Source organism: Colwellia sp. M166, assembly GCF_024585285.1.
GTDB lineage: Bacteria > Pseudomonadota > Gammaproteobacteria > Enterobacterales > Alteromonadaceae > Cognaticolwellia.
In genome coordinates this window covers 2280483-2297494 of the sequence record NZ_CP040755.1, presented here as the reverse complement: position 1 = coordinate 2297494, position 17012 = coordinate 2280483, and the positions used below count along the sequence as shown (strand labels likewise).

At 39.5% G+C, this 17012-nt stretch carries 21 protein-coding genes; 13 read left to right on the top strand and 8 right to left on the bottom strand.

What is annotated here, in order from left to right:
- Positions 1–20: 20 nt before the first annotated feature.
- A complete protein-coding gene (locus FGD67_RS10465) occupies positions 21–1763 on the bottom strand; it encodes a DUF885 family protein (RefSeq protein ID WP_257174944.1) in 1743 nt (580 codons plus the stop codon).
- Positions 1764–1875: 112 nt separating this feature from the next.
- On the opposite strand from FGD67_RS10465, the gene FGD67_RS10460 reads away from it, so the two are divergent.
- From FGD67_RS10460 to mutM, 3 genes are read left to right on the top strand one after another with little or no spacing between them, the layout of a single operon-like run.
- Positions 1876–2367, top strand: a complete 492-nt coding sequence (locus FGD67_RS10460) for a hypothetical protein (RefSeq protein ID WP_257174943.1) — start codon at positions 1876–1878, stop codon at positions 2365–2367.
- 41 nt (positions 2368–2408) lie between these two features.
- Positions 2409–3302: a RimK family alpha-L-glutamate ligase gene (locus FGD67_RS10455; RefSeq protein WP_257174942.1), complete on the top strand. Its 894-nt coding sequence runs from the start codon at positions 2409–2411 to the stop codon at positions 3300–3302.
- Positions 3303–3315: 13 nt separating this feature from the next.
- The gene (gene mutM, locus FGD67_RS10450) at positions 3316–4200 is read left to right on the top strand and encodes a bifunctional DNA-formamidopyrimidine glycosylase/DNA-(apurinic or apyrimidinic site) lyase (RefSeq protein WP_257174941.1); all 885 of its coding nucleotides are present in this window, start codon (positions 3316–3318) and stop codon (positions 4198–4200) included.
- Between the two features lie 64 nt (positions 4201–4264).
- Here the strand turns inward: mutM and FGD67_RS10445 are convergent, their stop codons facing one another.
- Positions 4265–4717, bottom strand: coding sequence for a class I SAM-dependent methyltransferase (locus FGD67_RS10445; protein ID WP_257174940.1), 453 nt, complete (start codon positions 4715–4717; stop codon positions 4265–4267).
- A 399-nt stretch (positions 4718–5116) separates the two neighbouring features.
- Between FGD67_RS10445 and FGD67_RS10440 the strand changes: the two genes are divergently transcribed.
- Both FGD67_RS10440 and FGD67_RS10435 read left to right on the top strand, forming a co-directional pair.
- Positions 5117–5440, top strand: coding sequence for a hypothetical protein (locus FGD67_RS10440; RefSeq protein ID WP_257174939.1), 324 nt, complete (start codon positions 5117–5119; stop codon positions 5438–5440).
- A gap of 109 nt (positions 5441–5549) precedes the next feature.
- Entirely contained in the window at positions 5550–5756 is a 207-nt protein-coding gene (locus FGD67_RS10435; protein WP_126670405.1) for a cold-shock protein, read from the top strand.
- 117 nt (positions 5757–5873) lie between these two features.
- Here FGD67_RS10435 and coaD read toward each other — a convergent pair whose 3' ends face one another.
- Complete coding sequence (gene coaD, locus FGD67_RS10430; RefSeq protein ID WP_257174938.1) at positions 5874–6371, bottom strand: pantetheine-phosphate adenylyltransferase; 498 nt, start codon at positions 6369–6371, stop codon at positions 5874–5876.
- A gap of 68 nt (positions 6372–6439) precedes the next feature.
- Positions 6440–6832, bottom strand: a complete 393-nt coding sequence (locus FGD67_RS10425) for a nuclear transport factor 2 family protein (protein ID WP_257174937.1) — start codon at positions 6830–6832, stop codon at positions 6440–6442.
- Between the two features lie 171 nt (positions 6833–7003).
- Here FGD67_RS10425 and FGD67_RS10420 point away from each other — a divergent pair, with 171 nt between their 5' ends.
- A complete protein-coding gene (locus FGD67_RS10420) occupies positions 7004–7660 on the top strand; it encodes a TetR/AcrR family transcriptional regulator (RefSeq protein WP_257174936.1) in 657 nt (218 codons plus the stop codon).
- 47 nt (positions 7661–7707) lie between these two features.
- Here FGD67_RS10420 and FGD67_RS10415 read toward each other — a convergent pair whose 3' ends face one another.
- A complete protein-coding gene (locus tag FGD67_RS10415) occupies positions 7708–8463 on the bottom strand; it encodes a 3-deoxy-D-manno-octulosonic acid kinase (protein ID WP_257174935.1) in 756 nt (251 codons plus the stop codon).
- Between the two features lie 48 nt (positions 8464–8511).
- Between FGD67_RS10415 and FGD67_RS10410 the strand changes: the two genes are divergently transcribed.
- The 3 genes from FGD67_RS10410 (at position 8512) to FGD67_RS10400 (ending at position 10737) form a co-directional block, all read left to right on the top strand.
- Positions 8512–9600, top strand: coding sequence for a glycosyltransferase family 9 protein (locus tag FGD67_RS10410; RefSeq protein WP_257174934.1), 1089 nt, complete (start codon positions 8512–8514; stop codon positions 9598–9600).
- Between the two features lie 19 nt (positions 9601–9619).
- Positions 9620–10063, top strand: a complete 444-nt coding sequence (locus FGD67_RS10405) for an NUDIX domain-containing protein (RefSeq protein ID WP_257174933.1) — start codon at positions 9620–9622, stop codon at positions 10061–10063.
- Positions 10064–10137: 74 nt separating this feature from the next.
- On the top strand, positions 10138–10737 hold the full coding sequence (locus FGD67_RS10400; RefSeq protein ID WP_257174932.1) for a PepSY domain-containing protein: 600 nt from the start codon (positions 10138–10140) through the stop codon (positions 10735–10737).
- A gap of 18 nt (positions 10738–10755) precedes the next feature.
- On the opposite strand, the gene waaA is transcribed toward FGD67_RS10400, so the two are convergent.
- Together waaA and FGD67_RS10390 are read right to left on the bottom strand one after the other, a co-directional pair.
- Positions 10756–12048 carry a lipid IV(A) 3-deoxy-D-manno-octulosonic acid transferase gene (gene waaA / locus FGD67_RS10395; RefSeq protein ID WP_257174931.1) on the bottom strand — a complete coding sequence of 431 codons (1293 nt, stop codon included), beginning with the start codon at positions 12046–12048 and terminating at the stop codon, positions 10756–10758.
- A gap of 316 nt (positions 12049–12364) precedes the next feature.
- A complete protein-coding gene (locus tag FGD67_RS10390) occupies positions 12365–12793 on the bottom strand; it encodes an Lrp/AsnC family transcriptional regulator (protein WP_257175100.1) in 429 nt (142 codons plus the stop codon).
- A gap of 180 nt (positions 12794–12973) precedes the next feature.
- Between FGD67_RS10390 and FGD67_RS10385 the strand changes: the two genes are divergently transcribed.
- The 4 genes from FGD67_RS10385 to glpG are packed head-to-tail and all read left to right on the top strand — an operon-like array spanning position 12974 to position 16421.
- On the top strand, positions 12974–14188 hold the full coding sequence (locus FGD67_RS10385) for a glycine C-acetyltransferase (RefSeq protein WP_257174930.1): 1215 nt from the start codon (positions 12974–12976) through the stop codon (positions 14186–14188).
- 2 nt (positions 14189–14190) lie between these two features.
- Positions 14191–15216: an L-threonine 3-dehydrogenase gene (gene tdh, locus FGD67_RS10380; protein WP_257174929.1), complete on the top strand. Its 1026-nt coding sequence runs from the start codon at positions 14191–14193 to the stop codon at positions 15214–15216.
- A 6-nt stretch (positions 15217–15222) separates the two neighbouring features.
- Positions 15223–15555 (top strand): thiosulfate sulfurtransferase GlpE, encoded by a 333-nt coding sequence (gene glpE / locus FGD67_RS10375; RefSeq protein WP_257174928.1) that lies wholly within the window; start codon positions 15223–15225, stop codon positions 15553–15555.
- Complete coding sequence (gene glpG / locus FGD67_RS10370; RefSeq protein WP_257174927.1) at positions 15555–16421, top strand: rhomboid family intramembrane serine protease GlpG; 867 nt, start codon at positions 15555–15557, stop codon at positions 16419–16421. Before glpE ends, glpG begins: the two co-directional genes overlap by 1 nt.
- A 58-nt stretch (positions 16422–16479) precedes the next feature.
- Here the strand turns inward: glpG and FGD67_RS10365 are convergent, their stop codons facing one another.
- On the bottom strand, positions 16480–16860 hold the full coding sequence (locus tag FGD67_RS10365) for a flagellar basal body-associated protein FliL (RefSeq protein ID WP_257174926.1): 381 nt from the start codon (positions 16858–16860) through the stop codon (positions 16480–16482).
- Positions 16861–17012: the final 152 nt, after the last annotated feature.

Here is a 17012-nt window from a genome sequence, read left to right as displayed (position 1 = left end):
GGCTATCGATGCTTTGGAAATTATGTTTTTTGCTGTTTTATCCAATCCATTGTTAACTCTTCAAGTAAAGCCATTGGCAGGCTACCATTTTTCAGCATTTGATCATGAAACGTTCTAATATCGAACTTACTACCTAAGGCTTGTTCAGCTTTAGCACGCAGTTGACGAATTTTTATTTCGCCAATTTTGTATGACAATGCTTGTGCTGGCCAAGTGATATAGCGATCAATTTGAGCAATAACGTCAGCCATACTAAGTGCAGTATTCTCGGCTAAATAATTAATCGCCTGTTGTCGAGTCCAACCTTTGGCGTGAATACCAGTATCAACCACTAACCGACAGGCGCGCCAAGCTTCATAAGTTAAGCGACCAAAATCACTGTAGGGATCTTGGTAGAAGCCCATTTCTTTCCCCAAACGCTCTGAATACAAGCCCCAACCTTCACCATAAGCTGAATGGTAGAGGGTTTTACGAAACTCAGCCATTTCAAGTTCTTGAGCGATGGCACTTTGTAGATGGTGACCGGGTTCGGCTTCATGAAAAGTCAGTGCTTCTAAGCTATATAGCGGCTGGCTGCTTAAGTTTTCGGTTTCTAAAAAGTAAGTACCGGGTGTTGTGCCACTGCCATCAGAGGCAACGTAATAAGCGCCACCGTTCGGGCTTGATTTAATATCAAATGTTGAACGTGGCAATACTGAAAACCACTTGGGCAACTGTGCCGCCATTTTACGGGTGATATAGCTGGCTTTTTCTAACATATCCATTGCACTATCGGTATAAAACTGCTTGTCGGTACGCAAAAATTGAATAAAGTCTTTAAACTCGCCTTTAAAGCCAACTGCGTTGATAATTTGCTGCATTTCTTGGCGAATACGGCTCACTTCGTCTAAGCCAATTTGGTGAATTTCGTCTGCTGATAATTGGGTTGTAGTGTAATATTCGATTAAGTATTGATAATAGTCATCGCCACCTTTAACGCTACTGATACCAGCGGTTGTACGACAGTTAGCCATATATTCTTGGGTGAAAAAGTCATAAAAAGCTTGGTATTGGGGTAATACGCTATCAGTAATTAAGGCTTTTACTTGCTGACGATATTTTGTTTGTTGCGCCGCTGAAATGGCTTTTGGCATCGTTAACATTGGCGCGTAAAAAACGCTGTCTTCAACATGTTCAACTAGGTATTTGCTGATCGATTTTTCATAACCTTTAAAGCTTTCACAATAGTGGGTGTGACCTAAAGCTATTGCTTGCTTGAGATCGACAATATGTTCTTGATTGTAACGTGGATAATCAGCAAGACTGAGTAAATAATCGCTATAATCTTCTTCGGTTAGAAAAGACATATTTGCTGGCGCGCCAGCAAAATAACGATGAAAGCCAGCATAGTAAGTTAACGGATATAAATGATCTTGAAATTGGTAGCTTTTTGCTTCGGCTTGACGCTCATATTTAAATAGGCGATAGGTTACTTGTTCAGCAGGCGATAGTTCATTGACATCAATAGTGGCAATACGTGATAACAATTCACTATTGTATTTTGCTCTACGCTCTCGGCCCTTTTGTGACATTTCGGGCAACTTACCATTCATGCGAAAAGCGTCGGGGTCTTTACGAAAGAATATTTGTTCTTTATTGGCTGTTTGCCAATGCTCATTAAGGAGTTGATTTAATTGTTTACTGGCGGGTTCGGCAGTTGCACTAACTGTTGTTAATAAGCTGCAGAGCATTAATGCGCTGATAGTGAATTGTTTCAGTTTCATAGATAGCCTTACGCTGAGTGCTTTTTATTATTGCGATTAGTGTAAAGCTAAGTACAAATAAGCTCAATTTTTTCGTATGATAATCACTTATTTAAAAGCTTGGCGCTGTCTTATGATTAAACTATCAAAATCTGGTTGGAATAATGTCATTATTTTTGTGGTAATGGGCTTTATTTTACTTATTAATGTGGTGAATAAAAAAGTCTATTCACCAGAAACTGATAAAAATGCTAATCAAGCGCTGACTATTCTTGGGCAAAATCAAGTGATATTGACGCTGTCGATAGAAAATGTCGTGCTAGTTGAGCGCATTGCTCGTACATGGCGAGCGCGTCCTGGTAATATTTCTGGCCAAGCATTAGAGCAAATGATGATGTCATGGCAGCAAAGTAGTGGAGAGCTGATGATACAAGCGCCAGAAATTGACCGACAATTTGCCTTGAATGTGACCTTAGATATTGCCGGACAATCACAACCTTTGCAGTTAAATGTCTATGCTACTGAACAGCAACTACTGGTTTTTAATCAAAACACACAACAATGGCTGGCGTTACCTATCGAGATATATGGCCAGCTATTTCCACAAGAAATTTTTGCTAATTAACCGGTGTAATAGCTATTACACCCCAATGAGAGCTTAAAATTATGAGAAAATGTGCAATTTTATCCATGGACAGCTTAGCTGACTTTGAAGCGTATGATGCGTTAATTGATCAGCCTATGTTAGCGTTAGGATGGCAAACAGAACTGGTGTCGTGGCGTAACAGCGCGGTGAATTGGTCAGATTATGACGTGGTGGTTATTCGCAGTCCGTGGGACTATCAAGACGATATGGCGAGCTTTGTTAAGGTGCTTGAGAGCATTGAACAGTCAAGCGCTCGTTTAGAAAATAGCTTAGCGGTTGTGCAGTGGAATATTAATAAAATTTACTTAACGCAGCTAGAGGCTGATGGCGTCACTATTGTACCGACATTATGGCCAGAGACTTTTAATGCTGACAACCTTGCCGGTTATTTTTCACATTTTTCTACTGAGCAAATGGTATTAAAACCACGAGTCAGTGCTAATGCCGACAATACCTTTTGGTTAACTCAGGACAATTATCAAAATAAAGTGGCTGAACTAAATACGGCCTTTGCTCATCGTGAATTGATGGTGCAACCCTTTATGGCGGATATTTGCCAAGAAGGTGAATTCTCTTTGTTCTACTTTAATGGTGTATTTAGTCATGCAATATTAAAAACACCGGCTAAAGGTGATTTTCGCGTCCAAGAAGAACACGGTGGCGGTTTACTATCAGTAACACCTGAGCTGGCACTGAAAGCGGCAGCAAATAAAACCATGCAAGCGATTAGTAAACTTCATGGCGAGTTACTGTATGCTCGTATTGATTTTGTTCGCCATCAAGATAGCTTCGCGCTGATGGAAGCTGAATTAATTGAGCCATCACTATATTTCAATATGGATGCAGCTTCACCACAACGCTTTGCTAATGCGTTAGTAGCGCGTATGGCAAGTGCAGAAAACCAGCCCAAATAGGACTTATTTTAAGATGCCAGAGTTACCCGAAGTAGAAGTTTGTCGTTTAGGCATAACACCGCATATTGCTGGGCAGAAAGTTGCAGACGTAGTGGTGCGTAATGCCAAATTACGTTGGCCGATCCCTGATGAAGTACACAGTGTGGTAGGAAAAACGTTAGAAAAAATAGAGCGTCGTTCAAAATATCTATTATTGAGGTTTTCTAACGGCACCTTATTACTGCATTTAGGCATGTCAGGCTCGGTGCGTATTTTAGAGCAAGATACTCCCGACATTAAACATGATCATTTTGAAATGCTGTTCGAAAACGGCAAAATGTTGCGACTTAATGATCCTCGCCGTTTCGGCGCGGTACTTTGGTTTCCCCAACATCAAGATTTGCAGGGCTTACTAACCAAATTAGGCCCAGAGCCGCTGACCGATGATTTTGCTTACGGACATTTGTTTGCTAAAGCTGGCAATCGGAAAGTGCCCATTAAGACTTTTTTAATGGATAACCATGTTGTGGTGGGGGTCGGTAATATTTATGCTAATGAAGCCTTATTTATTGCCAGTATTCACCCTGCAACGTTAGTGAATAGCATTAGTGAAGAGAAGTATAATCAGCTGACCGATATTATTAAGCAGGTTTTAGCCGCCGCTATTGCACAAGGCGGCACAACGTTAAAAGATTTTACCCAAGCTGATGGTAAGCCGGGTTATTTCGCGCAAAAATTATTTGTTTACGGCCGAGCAGGTGAAAAATGTGATGGTTGTCAAAGTGTTTTAGAAGAAATCCGTCAATCTAATCGCAGTTCAGTGTTTTGCCCACAATGTCAGCTCATGCCGAAAGCCACACCTCAGCAAAAATCGCGCTCGAAAAAGACCACGGTTAAGAAAAAAGTGCTTAAAAAGTAAATGATAGATCGCGACAGTGGTCGCGTTATTTTTATCAGTATAGAGAATTCAGCGTTTGCACTGCTTAATTTAAGTCGCTTATTTTGTAGAGATAAATAGGCGATTTATAAAAGTCATCTAAAACAATTTTTTTATCGGCTTTGACTGAAGGTAAAGCAAAATTATTGCTGATCAAAAAGGCGATATTCGGCTGTTGTTGTTTGAGTTTATCCGCTATTTTTATCATGGCTTCAGGGTATAAATAGCAAACAATAACCGATGCTGCAGGTAGATTTTCGTGATAAAAGTTTTTTCTGTGTAGACGCAAATTTTTTAAGCCCAAGGCTTTTTTCAGTATTATCGAAATCAGCCAAGGTAATAACGATAATTCATAACCTATAACTTGTCTTTCTGGTGTACGTTTTGCTAATGGAATGACAAAGTTACCCCAGCCACTACCTAAGTCGATGATAGCGCCAGTACCGGTTTCATCAATTAATCTCAGCATAACTTGATAAGCTTTTTTTGAGCTTGGCATCGGCGATATACCTAGCCTTATCGTACTGTAAATGAGCGATAGCGCGATGAATGCCGTGCTAATAACCAATAAAATATCAAATATGTTCAGACATAACTCCAAAAGTAAGTATGCTAGCAATTATCACGCGTAGATTAACGTTAAGGCTTGAGTAAACTCGCTGTTACGAAATAATTGAGTCTAAGAGGAATGCTCCCATTTCCCGACAATATTAAGATCTTCGGCTTAATAAGGCGAGAATAATTGTCGATTAACGCTAGGTTTAGAAAGCTAAAGCTATTTACTCTATGGTATTCACTGTATACTGAGTTTTTTAAGTCTGATGGTTAGATTGAGGTGAATATTACGGTAAGTGTTCGTGATATCGTCAACTAACCCTATTATGAGCCAAACAATCGCATGAAACCCTACGCAAATATTGCCGAACTAATTGCCAGCTTAGAATCTGAAATACGATCATTGACTGAAGAGATTACTACTTTAAAAGAGCAACCACAAAGCTTTAATGAACAAGTTATTTTTAAGTACATTGATACCTGCAGTACAGGTAAAACAAAAGATTTTGTGCGAGCATTAGGGGTTAAATCAGAGCGTGGTTCATTTTTTTCATCAGGTGATGTTAGTAAGTTAATCAAAGATGGTGCCGATGATATTTCACCACAGTTACTTGCTATAGCACGCAAAGTGGCGAGTATGAAAAACAAACATGGTAAGCATCATTAATATTTAAAGTGATATTTATTTTAAGCTAACGCGACAAAATTCAAATTCTAATATTGTAATGGTGATAGCACATTAGAATTATATTTTTCACCGAAGATAAGAGAATAATATGAGTAAAGGTATAGTTAAATGGTTTAATGCCGATAAAGGTTTCGGGTTCATTTCTCCAGAAGACGGCAGCAAAGATTTGTTTGTTCATCATTCTGAAATTCAATCAGGTGGCGAATACGCAACATTGGCTGATGGCCAAGCGGTTGAATTTGAAGTCGGTCAAGGCCAGAAAGGTCCATGTGCAAATAAAGTTGTAGCTGTTTAAGCAATTAGCACAGATTTTATATAAACGAGTGTACTTTGTGCACTCGTTTTTTTATCAGCCTGAAATGATAAAGCTTGCTTTTATCAACGATCCTGACAATGAAAAATTGTTCTGAAATCAATCACCTTTCGATTTTTTTTGCATACTATTTTCAAGTGCTTGCTTAACAATAGGGTGAACAAATTGCCCCACATCGCCGTTATGTAAGGCAACTTCTTTTACTAAGGTGGAAGAAATAAACGAATTCTTTTCCGCAGGGGTTAAAAATACTGACTCTAAATCCGGCGCTAAACGACGATTCATGTTCGCTAATTGAAACTCATAGTCAAAATCAGAAACCGCACGTAAACCACGAATAAGTACTTGTGCTTTGTGCTCGCGAGCAAAATCTATCAGTAAGCCACTAAAGCCAACTATCGTAACATTCGGTAAATGTTGCGTGACTTCTTCTAATAAAGTAACTCGTTGTGCTAAGTCAAAATGTGGCTTTTTACTTGGACTAGCAGCGATACCTACAACGACCTCACTAAATAAGCGACTAGCACGCTCGATTAAATCGGCATGACCATTAGTGACAGGATCAAAGGTACCTGGATAAATTGCTTTTACTGACATAATTTTAGCGCTTTCAATAGTGTAAAAATCTTATTGTAAATGCCAAGCAGTCTAATTTCAAAGCTATCTTACTTCATTGCTTGCTGTTGCAGTGTTGCCAGCATGGCGGTCATTTGGTCATTGATCATGTTTAGTGCTTTGTATGGTCGGATCATGACTTTAAATTCGGTAATTTTTCCGTCTTCATTCCACGTGATCATATCAATGCCATTGATATCGATACCGTCGATGTTCAAGGAAAACTCTAATACGGCAGCATTATCAGCGGTAAACTCCCGATCGTAGTTGAAACTGCCATTTAAAAAAGTATGAAAAGCTGCGGTTAAATACATGCTGACCATCTGCTTGCCTTGTATTGGCGTATGAATAACCGGTGAAAACAAGGTTACGTTGTCTGCAAGCAACGTTGACACTTGCTCGACTTGTTTGTTTTGTATCATGGTGTGCCAATTGTTAAGCATTTTTATCGTCCTTTTGATTGATTTTTATTCACTGTTAGCTAAGATGCCGTCAAATCTGACAGCTGTCAATATTAATGTTACTTAAAGTATTTACTCGAAATACTTTAATGTTAGTTAATTTTGATAGTATGATGGGAAAATCTATGTCGACTAATACAAGAAGTAGTATCAATGAAAACTAGGGATAAAATAATTCAAGCCAGCATTGCATTATTTAATGAACAGGGAGAACGTAATGTTACCACTAACCACATTGCTGCCGATCTTGGTATCAGCCCAGGTAACCTCTATTACCACTTTCGCAATAAAGAAGACATTATCCTGTCAATATACGAGGAGTATGCGCGTAACTTATTGATCGATACTATGCCGGAAGTTAGTCCTGACGTGAAACCACTCGATGCGATTATTTTATATATGGATGCGGTGTTTCAGACCTTAATGAAGTTTCGTTTTTTCTACAGTAATTTACCGGTACTGTTGGCGAAAAATCCTTTGCTGCACGATAAGTATGTTGAAGTACAGGACTTTATTGCACAACGCGTGAGTGAGTTATTACTATCGCTACGTGACGCTAATATGATGGAGTTTTTAGATGAAGACTTACCTGATATTGTGAGTATTTTACGCTTAGTGAATACCTTTTGGCTAAGCTTCTATCAAACGCAAAATAATGAAAATGAAATTAACGACGCCGTATTCTATCAAGGCGTACTGAAAATTTTAGTGATTATCCAACCATATATCAGTGACTCTGCAAAAGAAGAGTTTTTAGAGGCACGAGCAATGTATCGTCAACGCTGTCAAGATAGCTTAGTAGCTGTATAAATAACTTTACAATCAAAAAGTTAAGTTTATTTGCAAGAAATTAAACTTTATGACTGGTAACCGTTTAATAGCGCTTGCCAGTTTTTTTCAGTCCAGTAAAAATTAGTCATTCTCTGTTGTTCTTTTCGAAATGATCTCAGTAACCTGGCCATATTATCTTCCGGCCATTTACTTTGCTTTGCTCTGTGCTCACCTTGATCAAAGTCGATCAACCAAACCTTATTATTACCATCAATCAAAATGTTATGAGCATTCAAATCATGATGATAAATTCCCTGTTGGTGAAATGATTTAATTACTTTGCCTATTTGCTGCCAAAGTAGGTCAGTAATTGTTGTTGTGCTAAGCACAGCGACTAAATCCTGAGCATTTTCGATACGTGATGACAATAAGTCAGCACGATAAAATAAACCTTGCCTAATAACACGAAAAGCGACAGGTTTTGGTGCTGGTAAGCCTAATGCACGCATTGACGTTAACAAGGTAAATTCTCGAGCCGCGCGGGTATTTTTGTATCCGGTAAATAAATATTGATCATTAACCACTTTGCCAATTAAGCCACCGCGGTAATAATGGCGTAAGACCCAATTGCGTTCAATGTTTTCGGCGTTTTCTGTGGCGATAAACCACGTGGTGCCGCGCCCTTGCGCACTGCCAACAATGGCATTTTTCTCTTGCCAATAATCACTGTTAAGCATTTCAGGTAAAAAGCTGGTTATTTCATCGCTGTCATATTGACAATAAATATTGCCTTGTTGAAAAGTTTTTTCGTGACAGGGTTTTACAATTGCGGGCTGGTTCAAGATAATAGGCCTATATTATATTTCTGCTCCTATTGTGGTGAATCCTTTATGCTGGGTCAATTATCTGCTCCGAAAAATTTATGTTTATTGCGATTATCAGCCATTGGTGACGTATGTCATGCTGTAGCTATGGTGCAAAATATCCAACGACAATGGCCAAATACCAAGATCACTTGGGTGATAGGTAAAATAGAAGCCAGTTTGTTGCTTGGTATGGAAGGCGTTGAATTTGTTATTTTTGATAAGAAAGCCGGTTTAAAAGCTTATCGTGATCTTCGAGAAAAGCTTAAAGGCCAACAATTTGATATTTTATTGCATATGCAAGTCGCATTGCGTGCCAGTCTTGCAAGTTTATGTATTCCGGCAAAAATAAAAATTGGTTTTGATAGTCAACGTGCGAAAGAAGCACAAGGGTTATTTACCAATAAAAAAATTGCTGCACAAGCTCAACCTCATGTCTTGGATGGCTTTATGGGTTTTGCCGAAGCGCTCGGCTTAGCCGTAACCGAGCCATTATGGCATATGCCATTGACCGATAGTGAACAGCTATGGGCGAGTGAAAAACTTAGTGCAGAAAATGCTGCCGGTAAACCGATTGCGGTTATTTGTCCGGCAGCCAGCAAAGCTGAACGCAATTGGCATGCTGAAGGTTATTCGCAAGCGGCTGAACATTTAAATGCCCGTGGCTTTAAGGTCGTAATTTGTGGTGGACCAACCACCATGGAAAAATTACTTGCTGAAGCGATAATTAGCCGGAGCGACTTTAGTCAGGGCGCTAATGAAATACAAAATTTGGTTGGGCAAACGAGCTTGAAGCAACTGTTGGCAGTATTAAAGCTTGCTCACCTTGTGGTGGCACCTGATACTGGTCCTGCTCATATGGCGGTGACGGTAGAAACACCGGTTGTTGGCTTATATGCTCACAGTAACCCTAAGCGTACTGGTCCGTATTTATATCCTCAGTATGTGGTTAGTGCTTATGAATCAGCGATACAGCGACAGTATAAAAAAACCGCTGAACAAGTGCCTTGGGGAACTCGCGCTAAAGGTAAAGACTTGATGATGCAGATCAGTATTGCTGACGTGAAAAGAACTATCGACCGCGTTATTCATGATAACTATAGCGAGTTATTATAAGCCAGCAAAAGGAATAGGCGTGAAAAAATATGTTACCGGATTTTTATTTTCTCAAGATACTAACCAGATTGTCCTGATTAAAAAAATAAATCCGCAATGGCAGCGCGGTTTATTTAATGGCATTGGCGGAAAAGTTGAAGCGAATGAAACTTCGATTGATGCGATGGTAAGAGAATGCGCTGAAGAAACTGGAGTAATAACGCAACCAGTCGATTGGCAATACTTTGCTAACGTATTTCGTCCCAATGGCTATGATGTTGATCTCTATTTTGCGCGCACTGATTTAGCGTTAAGTGCTAAAACCATGGAAGCAGAAGAAATACATATTATGAAAGTATCGGCAATACCGAAAAATATCATTCCGAATTTACAATGGCTAATCCCGCTGGCATTAGATAACCAAGCTGACTTTTCTACGCCTGTTTTTATCAAAGAAATAGCACAAGAGCGCTTAAAAGCCTAAGCCGCTTTATCTCAATAATTTTGGCTTTTACTATAAATGTCATCCTTTTTTACTCCTTAATAAAGCAGCTTAATGTGATTAAAAGTAACAAACTACACAAAATAATTGGTCTGATTTTAGTCTTACCTATGTTGGGATGGACAATCACCGGTATGATATTTTTTATCAAACCCGGCTATCAGGCTGCCTATGAGTCACTGGCAATTAAAACCTATCCATTGAACGATTCGTTTATGATCAGTCCAAAAAGTGACTGGCAAAAAGTCAGCTTAGTGAACACCATTTTAGGTAAGCATTTATTAGTAAAAACAACAGATAAAACCATGCACTTAGCGCCAGAATCGCTAGTGGATCAAGCGCCACCATCCGAGCAAGCATTTAAAATATTATTGCGGGATGCTTTTAATGGCAGTGACAGGTACGGTGATATAGTCAGCGTTAATGGCTTGTCGGCAAAAACAAGCACAGGTGTTGAGATAAAACTTGATTGGAAGAACCTTAGCTTAAGCCAAAAAGGTCAAGATACTGAGTTGATTAATTTGCTGTACAAAATTCACTATTTACAATGGACAGGCCATAAGGTACTTGATCAGTGTCTAGGTATTTTAGGTCTGATACTATTGATCACGCTAACGGTTTTAGGTGTTAGGTTATATGTTAAAAAACGCGTTTAAACATGGTAAATGTTAAGTTTATACGCGTAATAATGTTTGTAGAGCCGTTAATGAATGGGCGGTTGCGCCTTGGTTTGCTAGTACAACTTTATAGCCATTTTCACCCACGCGTTGTGCGCTGTTTTCATGGGTAAATAAAGCCAGCACTTCATCTGCTAAAGTTTGCGGCATATTTTCATTCTCAGCAATTTGCACTATAGCTTGCTCAGACTTTAGCTGTAGTAAAATTTCACTAAAATTGCTCATATTTGGGCCAACGATCACTGGTTTTTTAAATAAAGCCGGTTCTAATGGGTTGTGGCCGCCAATATCGCTAAAGCTTCCCCCCATAGTCACAACGTCGGCTAGAGCGCATGTTGCTAGTAACTCACCTAAAGTATCGATGATCCAAACATCTGTTTGTAGGGTTACAAGATGTTGCTCACTACGCTTAAGTAGGGGGTATCCAGCTATTTGTGCTAGCTTAGCAACTTGTTCAAAGCGTTCAGGGTGGCGAGGTACTATGATCAGTAATGCATCAGGTTGTTGCTGTTTTATTTGCTCAAATGCCTGTAATGCTAATGCTTCGTCGCCGGGGTGGGTGCTAGCAATTAGCCATACTTTACGTTGCTGGGTTATTAAAGCTGCTAGTTCTTGTTGTTTAGCCGCAACGTCATTATTAACGCTGATATCAAACTTCAGATTACCTGATAATTCACACTGTTCAGGGTTTGCGCCCATGGTGAGATAATTGTCTTGATTAACTTGGCTCTGCGTTAATATTTTGTCAAAACGTTGAATCGTTGGCATGATCAACCAAGCAAGTTTTTGGTAGCTACGCATCGATTTTTCTGATAATCGTCCGTTGATCAAGAGTAATTTTATTTGCTGCTTTTGACATTGAGCGATAACATTTGGCCATAACTCAGTTTCCATAAAAATCATCGCTTTAGGCTTTAAACGCTTTAAAAATAATTGCGTAGAAAAAATATTATCCAGTGGCAAATAGCAATGCTGCACCTTATCAGCAAATAATTTTTTTACCTGTGCTGACCCGGTTGGCGTAAATGTTGTTACCGTGATCGGTAAATTAGCATAATTATTAAGTAGTTTAGTGATAAAAGGCTTTAAGGCGATCACTTCACCGACGCTGGCGGCATGAATAATAATACCGCCGGTTTGCAGTGCGGTTGAAATAAATCCAAGTCGCTCCAAAAAGCGTTGGCGATAAGCTTGATGATTAATCGAGCGCAGCAATAACACCACCAACAGTAAGGGTGTTAACAGTAAGAATAATAAGCGGTATAACACTAAAGCAAGAATAAAGCGCACTTAACAAGCTCAAAAATCAGCAATCAATGTTGCAGAGTATACCTAATAAGTTGCGTAAAAAATCAAGCAAGATATAAAATAGTTAGGGGCTGTTGATCGTTCGAGATTGTTTTTGCAGCGAATTGTTGGGATTTATACAAGGCAGAGCCTTTGTCATGTGGCCATTGAACAAACGGTAGCGATAACGGAAACGGATGAATTTAAGCCCTCGGTGCGGCTTATTCTTGGCTCACCAAATGCTAGAGGTGCGATGTTTTGCATGATTGTCAGCATTCAGCCACCAATTATCAACCACTCTAGGCTCCAAGAGTACTAGCTAGCGCTCAAATATAGTATCAAGGATGATCGAGGAGTTAGTTCTAGCAACCCCTTCAAGTGAGCACACCATATTCAGTACTTCACTGAGTTTTTCCAGGGTAGCGGCTTGTATAGTGACTAATAAATCATACTCACCACTGATAGAGTAAATATGGCTAATTTGATGAACTTTTCTCAAGGCTAAGCAGATGGTTTTTCTAAGGTTAGGGTTTACTTTTAATGACACATTCGAAGAAATTAATCCACTCGTATACTCACTACCTAAAACCACACTATAGCCTTCGATAACATTATTGTTTTCGAGCTTATTGAGTCGGTTCTGTATTGCGGTTCTAGAAACACCGGTGGCCCTTGCCATATCAGAGACACTCGCGCGGGCATTGAGGCGTAATATAGATAATAACTCTTCATCTTTTTCGGTTAACAACAAGTGATAGTCCTGAGGGGCATTAGGCAAAAAAACACCTAATATATTACACTTTGACACATCTACATGTCAATTTGACTATTAAAAATGACAAATTAATAAGTAATGTCACTTTTCTTGTTAAGTCGTCTAGGCTGATAATACGATGATTGCAAGACTCTTACTTTTTAAGGAATTACCGTGACCGATTCTGCTAGCACTAATAACTTTTATGACCATTTAACTGCGCAAATAAATCAAGTTAAAGAAGAGGGTTTATATAAAGCTGAACGTATAATCACTACCGCCCAACAACCACAAATAGCAGTTAACACCGGTGAAGATGTGGTGAATTTTTGTGCCAATAACTATTTAGGTTTAGCCAATCACCCAAGCTTAATCGCTGCGGCTAAAGAAGGTTTAGATGAGCACGGTTTTGGTATGGCGTCAGTACGTTTTATTTGTGGTACACAAGACATTCATAAAACCTTAGAGCAAAAGTTAAGTACTTTTTTAGGTATGGAAGATACCATTTTATATTCCTCTTGTTTTGACGCTAATGCGGGTTTATTTGAAACCTTACTCGGCCCTGAAGATGCCATTATTTCTGACTCTTTAAACCATGCATCAATTATTGATGGTGTGCGCTTATGTAAAGCCAAGCGTTTTCGTTATGCCAATAATGATGCCGCAGAACTTGAAGCGCGCTTAATTGAAGCGGATGAAGCTGGTGCACGTTTTAAGCTAATTGCTACTGACGGCGTATTCTCAATGGACGGTGTTATTGCCAACTTAAAAGCGGTTTGTGATCTAGCCGATAAATACAATGCTATGGTGATGGTTGATGATTCACATGCCGTTGGTTTTGTTGGCGAACAAGGTCGTGGTAGCCATGAATATTGTGATGTTATGGGGCGTGTGGATATTATTACCGGTACCTTAGGTAAAGCGATGGGTGGCGCCTCAGGTGGTTATACTGCCGCTAAAAAAGAAGTAGTTGAATGGCTACGTCAACGTTCACGTCCTTACTTATTTTCTAATTCTTTAGCGCCTGCGATTGTAAATGCCTCAATCAAAGTGATTGATTTATTAGCTGAAGGTGACGAACTGCGTAAAACCTTAAAAGACAACGCGGCATATTTTAGAACACAAATGGAAGCCGCTGGTTTTACTTGTGCTGGTGCTGACCATGCCATTGTGCCAGTGATGTTAGGTGATGCGAAAGTGGCCAGTGCTATGGCGGAACGTTTATTAGCTGAAGGTATTTATGTTATTGGTTTCTCATTTCCCGTCGTACCAAAAGGCCAAGCCCGTATTCGTACACAAATTTCTGCCGCGCACACTAAAGCTGAATTGGATAAAGCCATTGAAGCCTTTATTCGTATCGGTAAAGAAATGAAAGTAATTGAGGGTTAACGATGAAAGCTTTAGCAAAATTAAAAGCCGAACCGGGCATTTGGATGACCGACTCACCTAAGCCTGAGTTAGGACATAATGATCTGTTAATCAAAATTAAAAAAACCGCTATTTGTGGTACTGATATTCATATATATAACTGGGATGAATGGTCACAGAAAACTATTCCGGTACCTATGGTTGTGGGTCATGAGTATGCGGGCGAAGTGGTTGGTATTGGTCAAGAGGTTCGTGGTTTTACCTTAGGTGACCGCGTTTCTGGTGAAGGGCATATTACCTGTGGTCATTGTCGTAACTGTCGTGGTGGTCGTACACATTTATGTCGTAACACCGTTGGTGTTGGCGTTAATCGTGAAGGTTCATTTGCTGAGTATTTGGTGATCCCAGCTTTCAATGCGTTTAAATTACCCGATGAAGTTTCAGATGATTTGGCGGCTATTTTTGACCCGTTCGGCAATGCTGTTCATACCGCTTTATCGTTTGATTTAGTCGGTGAAGACGTTTTGATCACCGGTGCGGGTCCTATTGGTATTATGGCGGCAGCCGTGGCAAAGCATGTTGGTGCTCGCCATGTGGTGATTACTGACGTTAATGAATACCGTCTAGACCTTGCTCGTCAAATGGGCGCAACGCGCGCGGTCGACGTTAGTAAAGAAAAATTAACCGAGGTGATGGCTGATTTAGGCATGACTGAAGGTTTTGATGTCGGTATGGAAATGTCAGGCGTGCCATCGGCATTTACCGATATGTTGGCCAATATGAACAATGGCGGAAAAATTGCCATGCTCGGTATTCCTGGTCAAGATATGGCAATTGATTGGAGTCAAATTATTTTTAAAGGTTTAACCATTAAAGGTATTTATGGCCGTGAAATGTTTGAAACTTGGTACAAAATGGCGAGTTTGATCCAATCTGGCCTAGATTTAACGCCAATTATCACTCATCACTTTAATGTTGATGATTTTCAGCAAGGTTTTGATATCATGCGTTCAGGACAATCAGGTAAAGTTATCTTAAATTGGGAATAATGAATAATGGCAAGTAGTGAAGAAAGTTTTAAACATATGCAAATCAGCGAACTGCATAAGGTATTAGCTGATGAATCACATGTAGTTGTTGATATTCGTGATCCTGCTTCGTTTCAATCAGGGCATATTCCAAATGCTATTCATTTAAGTAATGAAAGTTTAGCTGATTTTTTACGCGATGCTGATTTTGATGCTCCTGTAGTGGTTTGTTGTTACCACGGTATTTCAAGCCAACAGGCGGCGCAATTTTTGATCAGTCAAGATTTCACTGAAGTATACTCGCTTGATGGTGGCTTTACTGATTGGCAGTTACAGCATCCGGATGTTGTAACCTGTTAATGCCAAACACTGACTTACGGCCACTAGTAAAAGTAACGCAACATAGTATTGCGTTACTTTTTTGTGATTACCTGAAAACCTTACAGGTTCAAACGCTAGTTGAAAAAGCAGCTGATGGCTTTGTTATTTATTGTCAGCAAGACAAATACGACTTCGCACAGCAAGAATTTGCACAATTTATTAATCAACCTGAGCAAGCTAAGTACCAACAAGCGGCTTGGCAAAATGGTGATGTAACTGAGGTTAGTTCAAGTTTTCCCACGTTAATGAGTAGCTTTAAAAGTCAATTTTTTTCACATGCAGGAGTCGTGACTTTAGTTGTTTTTGCTGCGTGTTGGCTAGTGTTCCTTGCCAGTAACTTCGGTTGGGGTAATGTTGTCTTTCAGCATTTACAATTCTATCCACAACTCAGTGTTGATGTGGTACTAGCAGCACCTCACCGTTTATTAGGGCCCGCTTTTTTCCATTTTTCATGGTTACATATTGTCTTTAATACCATGTGGTGGTGGCAGTTGGGTGGGTCGATAGAACAGGTAAGCGGAAAGTTTAGCTTATTGAATTTGTTAGTGGTTTCTGCGGTTGTATCTAATGTTGGCCAGTTTATGGTTGACGGCCCTAATTTTGGTGGTTTATCGGGTGTAGTATACGCACTGGTTGGCTATGTTTGGTGGATAGGCTGGCTAATGCCTGAAAAAGGCCTGTCATTGTCAAAACCTATTATCGGCTTTATGTTGTTTTGGTTGTTACTCGGCTATACCAGTTTAATGCCGATTAATGTTGCTAATACGGCTCATCTACTCGGTTTAGTTAGTGGTTGTGTATTGGCTTTTTTGCAGGTTTTAAAGACAAAAAAACACACTCTTTAGTCATACTGAGTGTGTTCTAAACTCGCTAATGTAGTGCTAAGTTGTATAATTAAAGCGCTTAATTATCTAACCATTGGGTAAATAAAAGCTTTTTAATTAGAGGTTTGCCGGTTTCTTTTTCCAATAATTGTTTAACTTTTTCTTCGCATAATCGTTGTATTTCATGACGGCCATTGATCGATTTTACTTTTGACTCAGGTTGCTGGCCAATAATATTAATAATGGCATCACGCAATAGTGGCGCATGATGCTCAACAACATCATAATTTGAAGCGTCTTCAATCATGAGCTCTACAGATAGGCGCACGTAACCCATTTTTTTCTTCACTGCTACGTAATTGGTCACAATAGAAGGTTCAAAGCCAAAGTAAGCATAATCAGCCGCTTTAGCCAAAGGTGAACTCAGCAGTACCAACATTAAAATAATGGATGTTTTCATACATTAGAACTCAAATTAGGACGTTAGTTAAAGATGTTGATGATAGTAAATGATAACGCGAATTTTGATCAAGCGCTGAATTATTTAGTAATTTTTAAAGTACGGATGTTTTTATGAAAAATTCAGCTTTATTTATAATCTGCTAATCGTCG

What these genes read in the sequence shown, in the direction of transcription:
- FGD67_RS10435 (WP_126670405.1), top strand. Translation starts at nt 5,550, where the DNA reads ATGAGTAAAGGTATAGTTAAATGGTTTAATGCCGATAAAGGTTTCGGG.
- FGD67_RS10425 (WP_257174937.1), bottom strand. Translation starts at nt 6,832, where the DNA reads ATGCTTAACAATTGGCACACCATGATACAAAACAAACAAGTCGAGCAA.
- FGD67_RS10455 (WP_257174942.1), top strand. Translation starts at nt 2,409, where the DNA reads ATGAGAAAATGTGCAATTTTATCCATGGACAGCTTAGCTGACTTTGAA.
- FGD67_RS10460 (WP_257174943.1), top strand. Translation starts at nt 1,876, where the DNA reads ATGATTAAACTATCAAAATCTGGTTGGAATAATGTCATTATTTTTGTG.
- tdh (WP_257174929.1), top strand. Translation starts at nt 14,191, where the DNA reads ATGAAAGCTTTAGCAAAATTAAAAGCCGAACCGGGCATTTGGATGACC.
- FGD67_RS10440 (WP_257174939.1), top strand. Translation starts at nt 5,117, where the DNA reads ATGAAACCCTACGCAAATATTGCCGAACTAATTGCCAGCTTAGAATCT.
- glpG (WP_257174927.1), top strand. Translation starts at nt 15,555, where the DNA reads ATGCCAAACACTGACTTACGGCCACTAGTAAAAGTAACGCAACATAGT.
- coaD (WP_257174938.1), bottom strand. Translation starts at nt 6,371, where the DNA reads ATGTCAGTAAAAGCAATTTATCCAGGTACCTTTGATCCTGTCACTAAT.
- FGD67_RS10445 (WP_257174940.1), bottom strand. Translation starts at nt 4,717, where the DNA reads ATGCCAAGCTCAAAAAAAGCTTATCAAGTTATGCTGAGATTAATTGAT.
- FGD67_RS10410 (WP_257174934.1), top strand. Translation starts at nt 8,512, where the DNA reads ATGCTGGGTCAATTATCTGCTCCGAAAAATTTATGTTTATTGCGATTA.
- FGD67_RS10420 (WP_257174936.1), top strand. Translation starts at nt 7,004, where the DNA reads ATGAAAACTAGGGATAAAATAATTCAAGCCAGCATTGCATTATTTAAT.
- mutM (WP_257174941.1), top strand. Translation starts at nt 3,316, where the DNA reads ATGCCAGAGTTACCCGAAGTAGAAGTTTGTCGTTTAGGCATAACACCG.
- glpE (WP_257174928.1), top strand. Translation starts at nt 15,223, where the DNA reads ATGGCAAGTAGTGAAGAAAGTTTTAAACATATGCAAATCAGCGAACTG.
- FGD67_RS10365 (WP_257174926.1), bottom strand. Translation starts at nt 16,860, where the DNA reads ATGAAAACATCCATTATTTTAATGTTGGTACTGCTGAGTTCACCTTTG.
- FGD67_RS10465 (WP_257174944.1), bottom strand. Translation starts at nt 1,763, where the DNA reads ATGAAACTGAAACAATTCACTATCAGCGCATTAATGCTCTGCAGCTTA.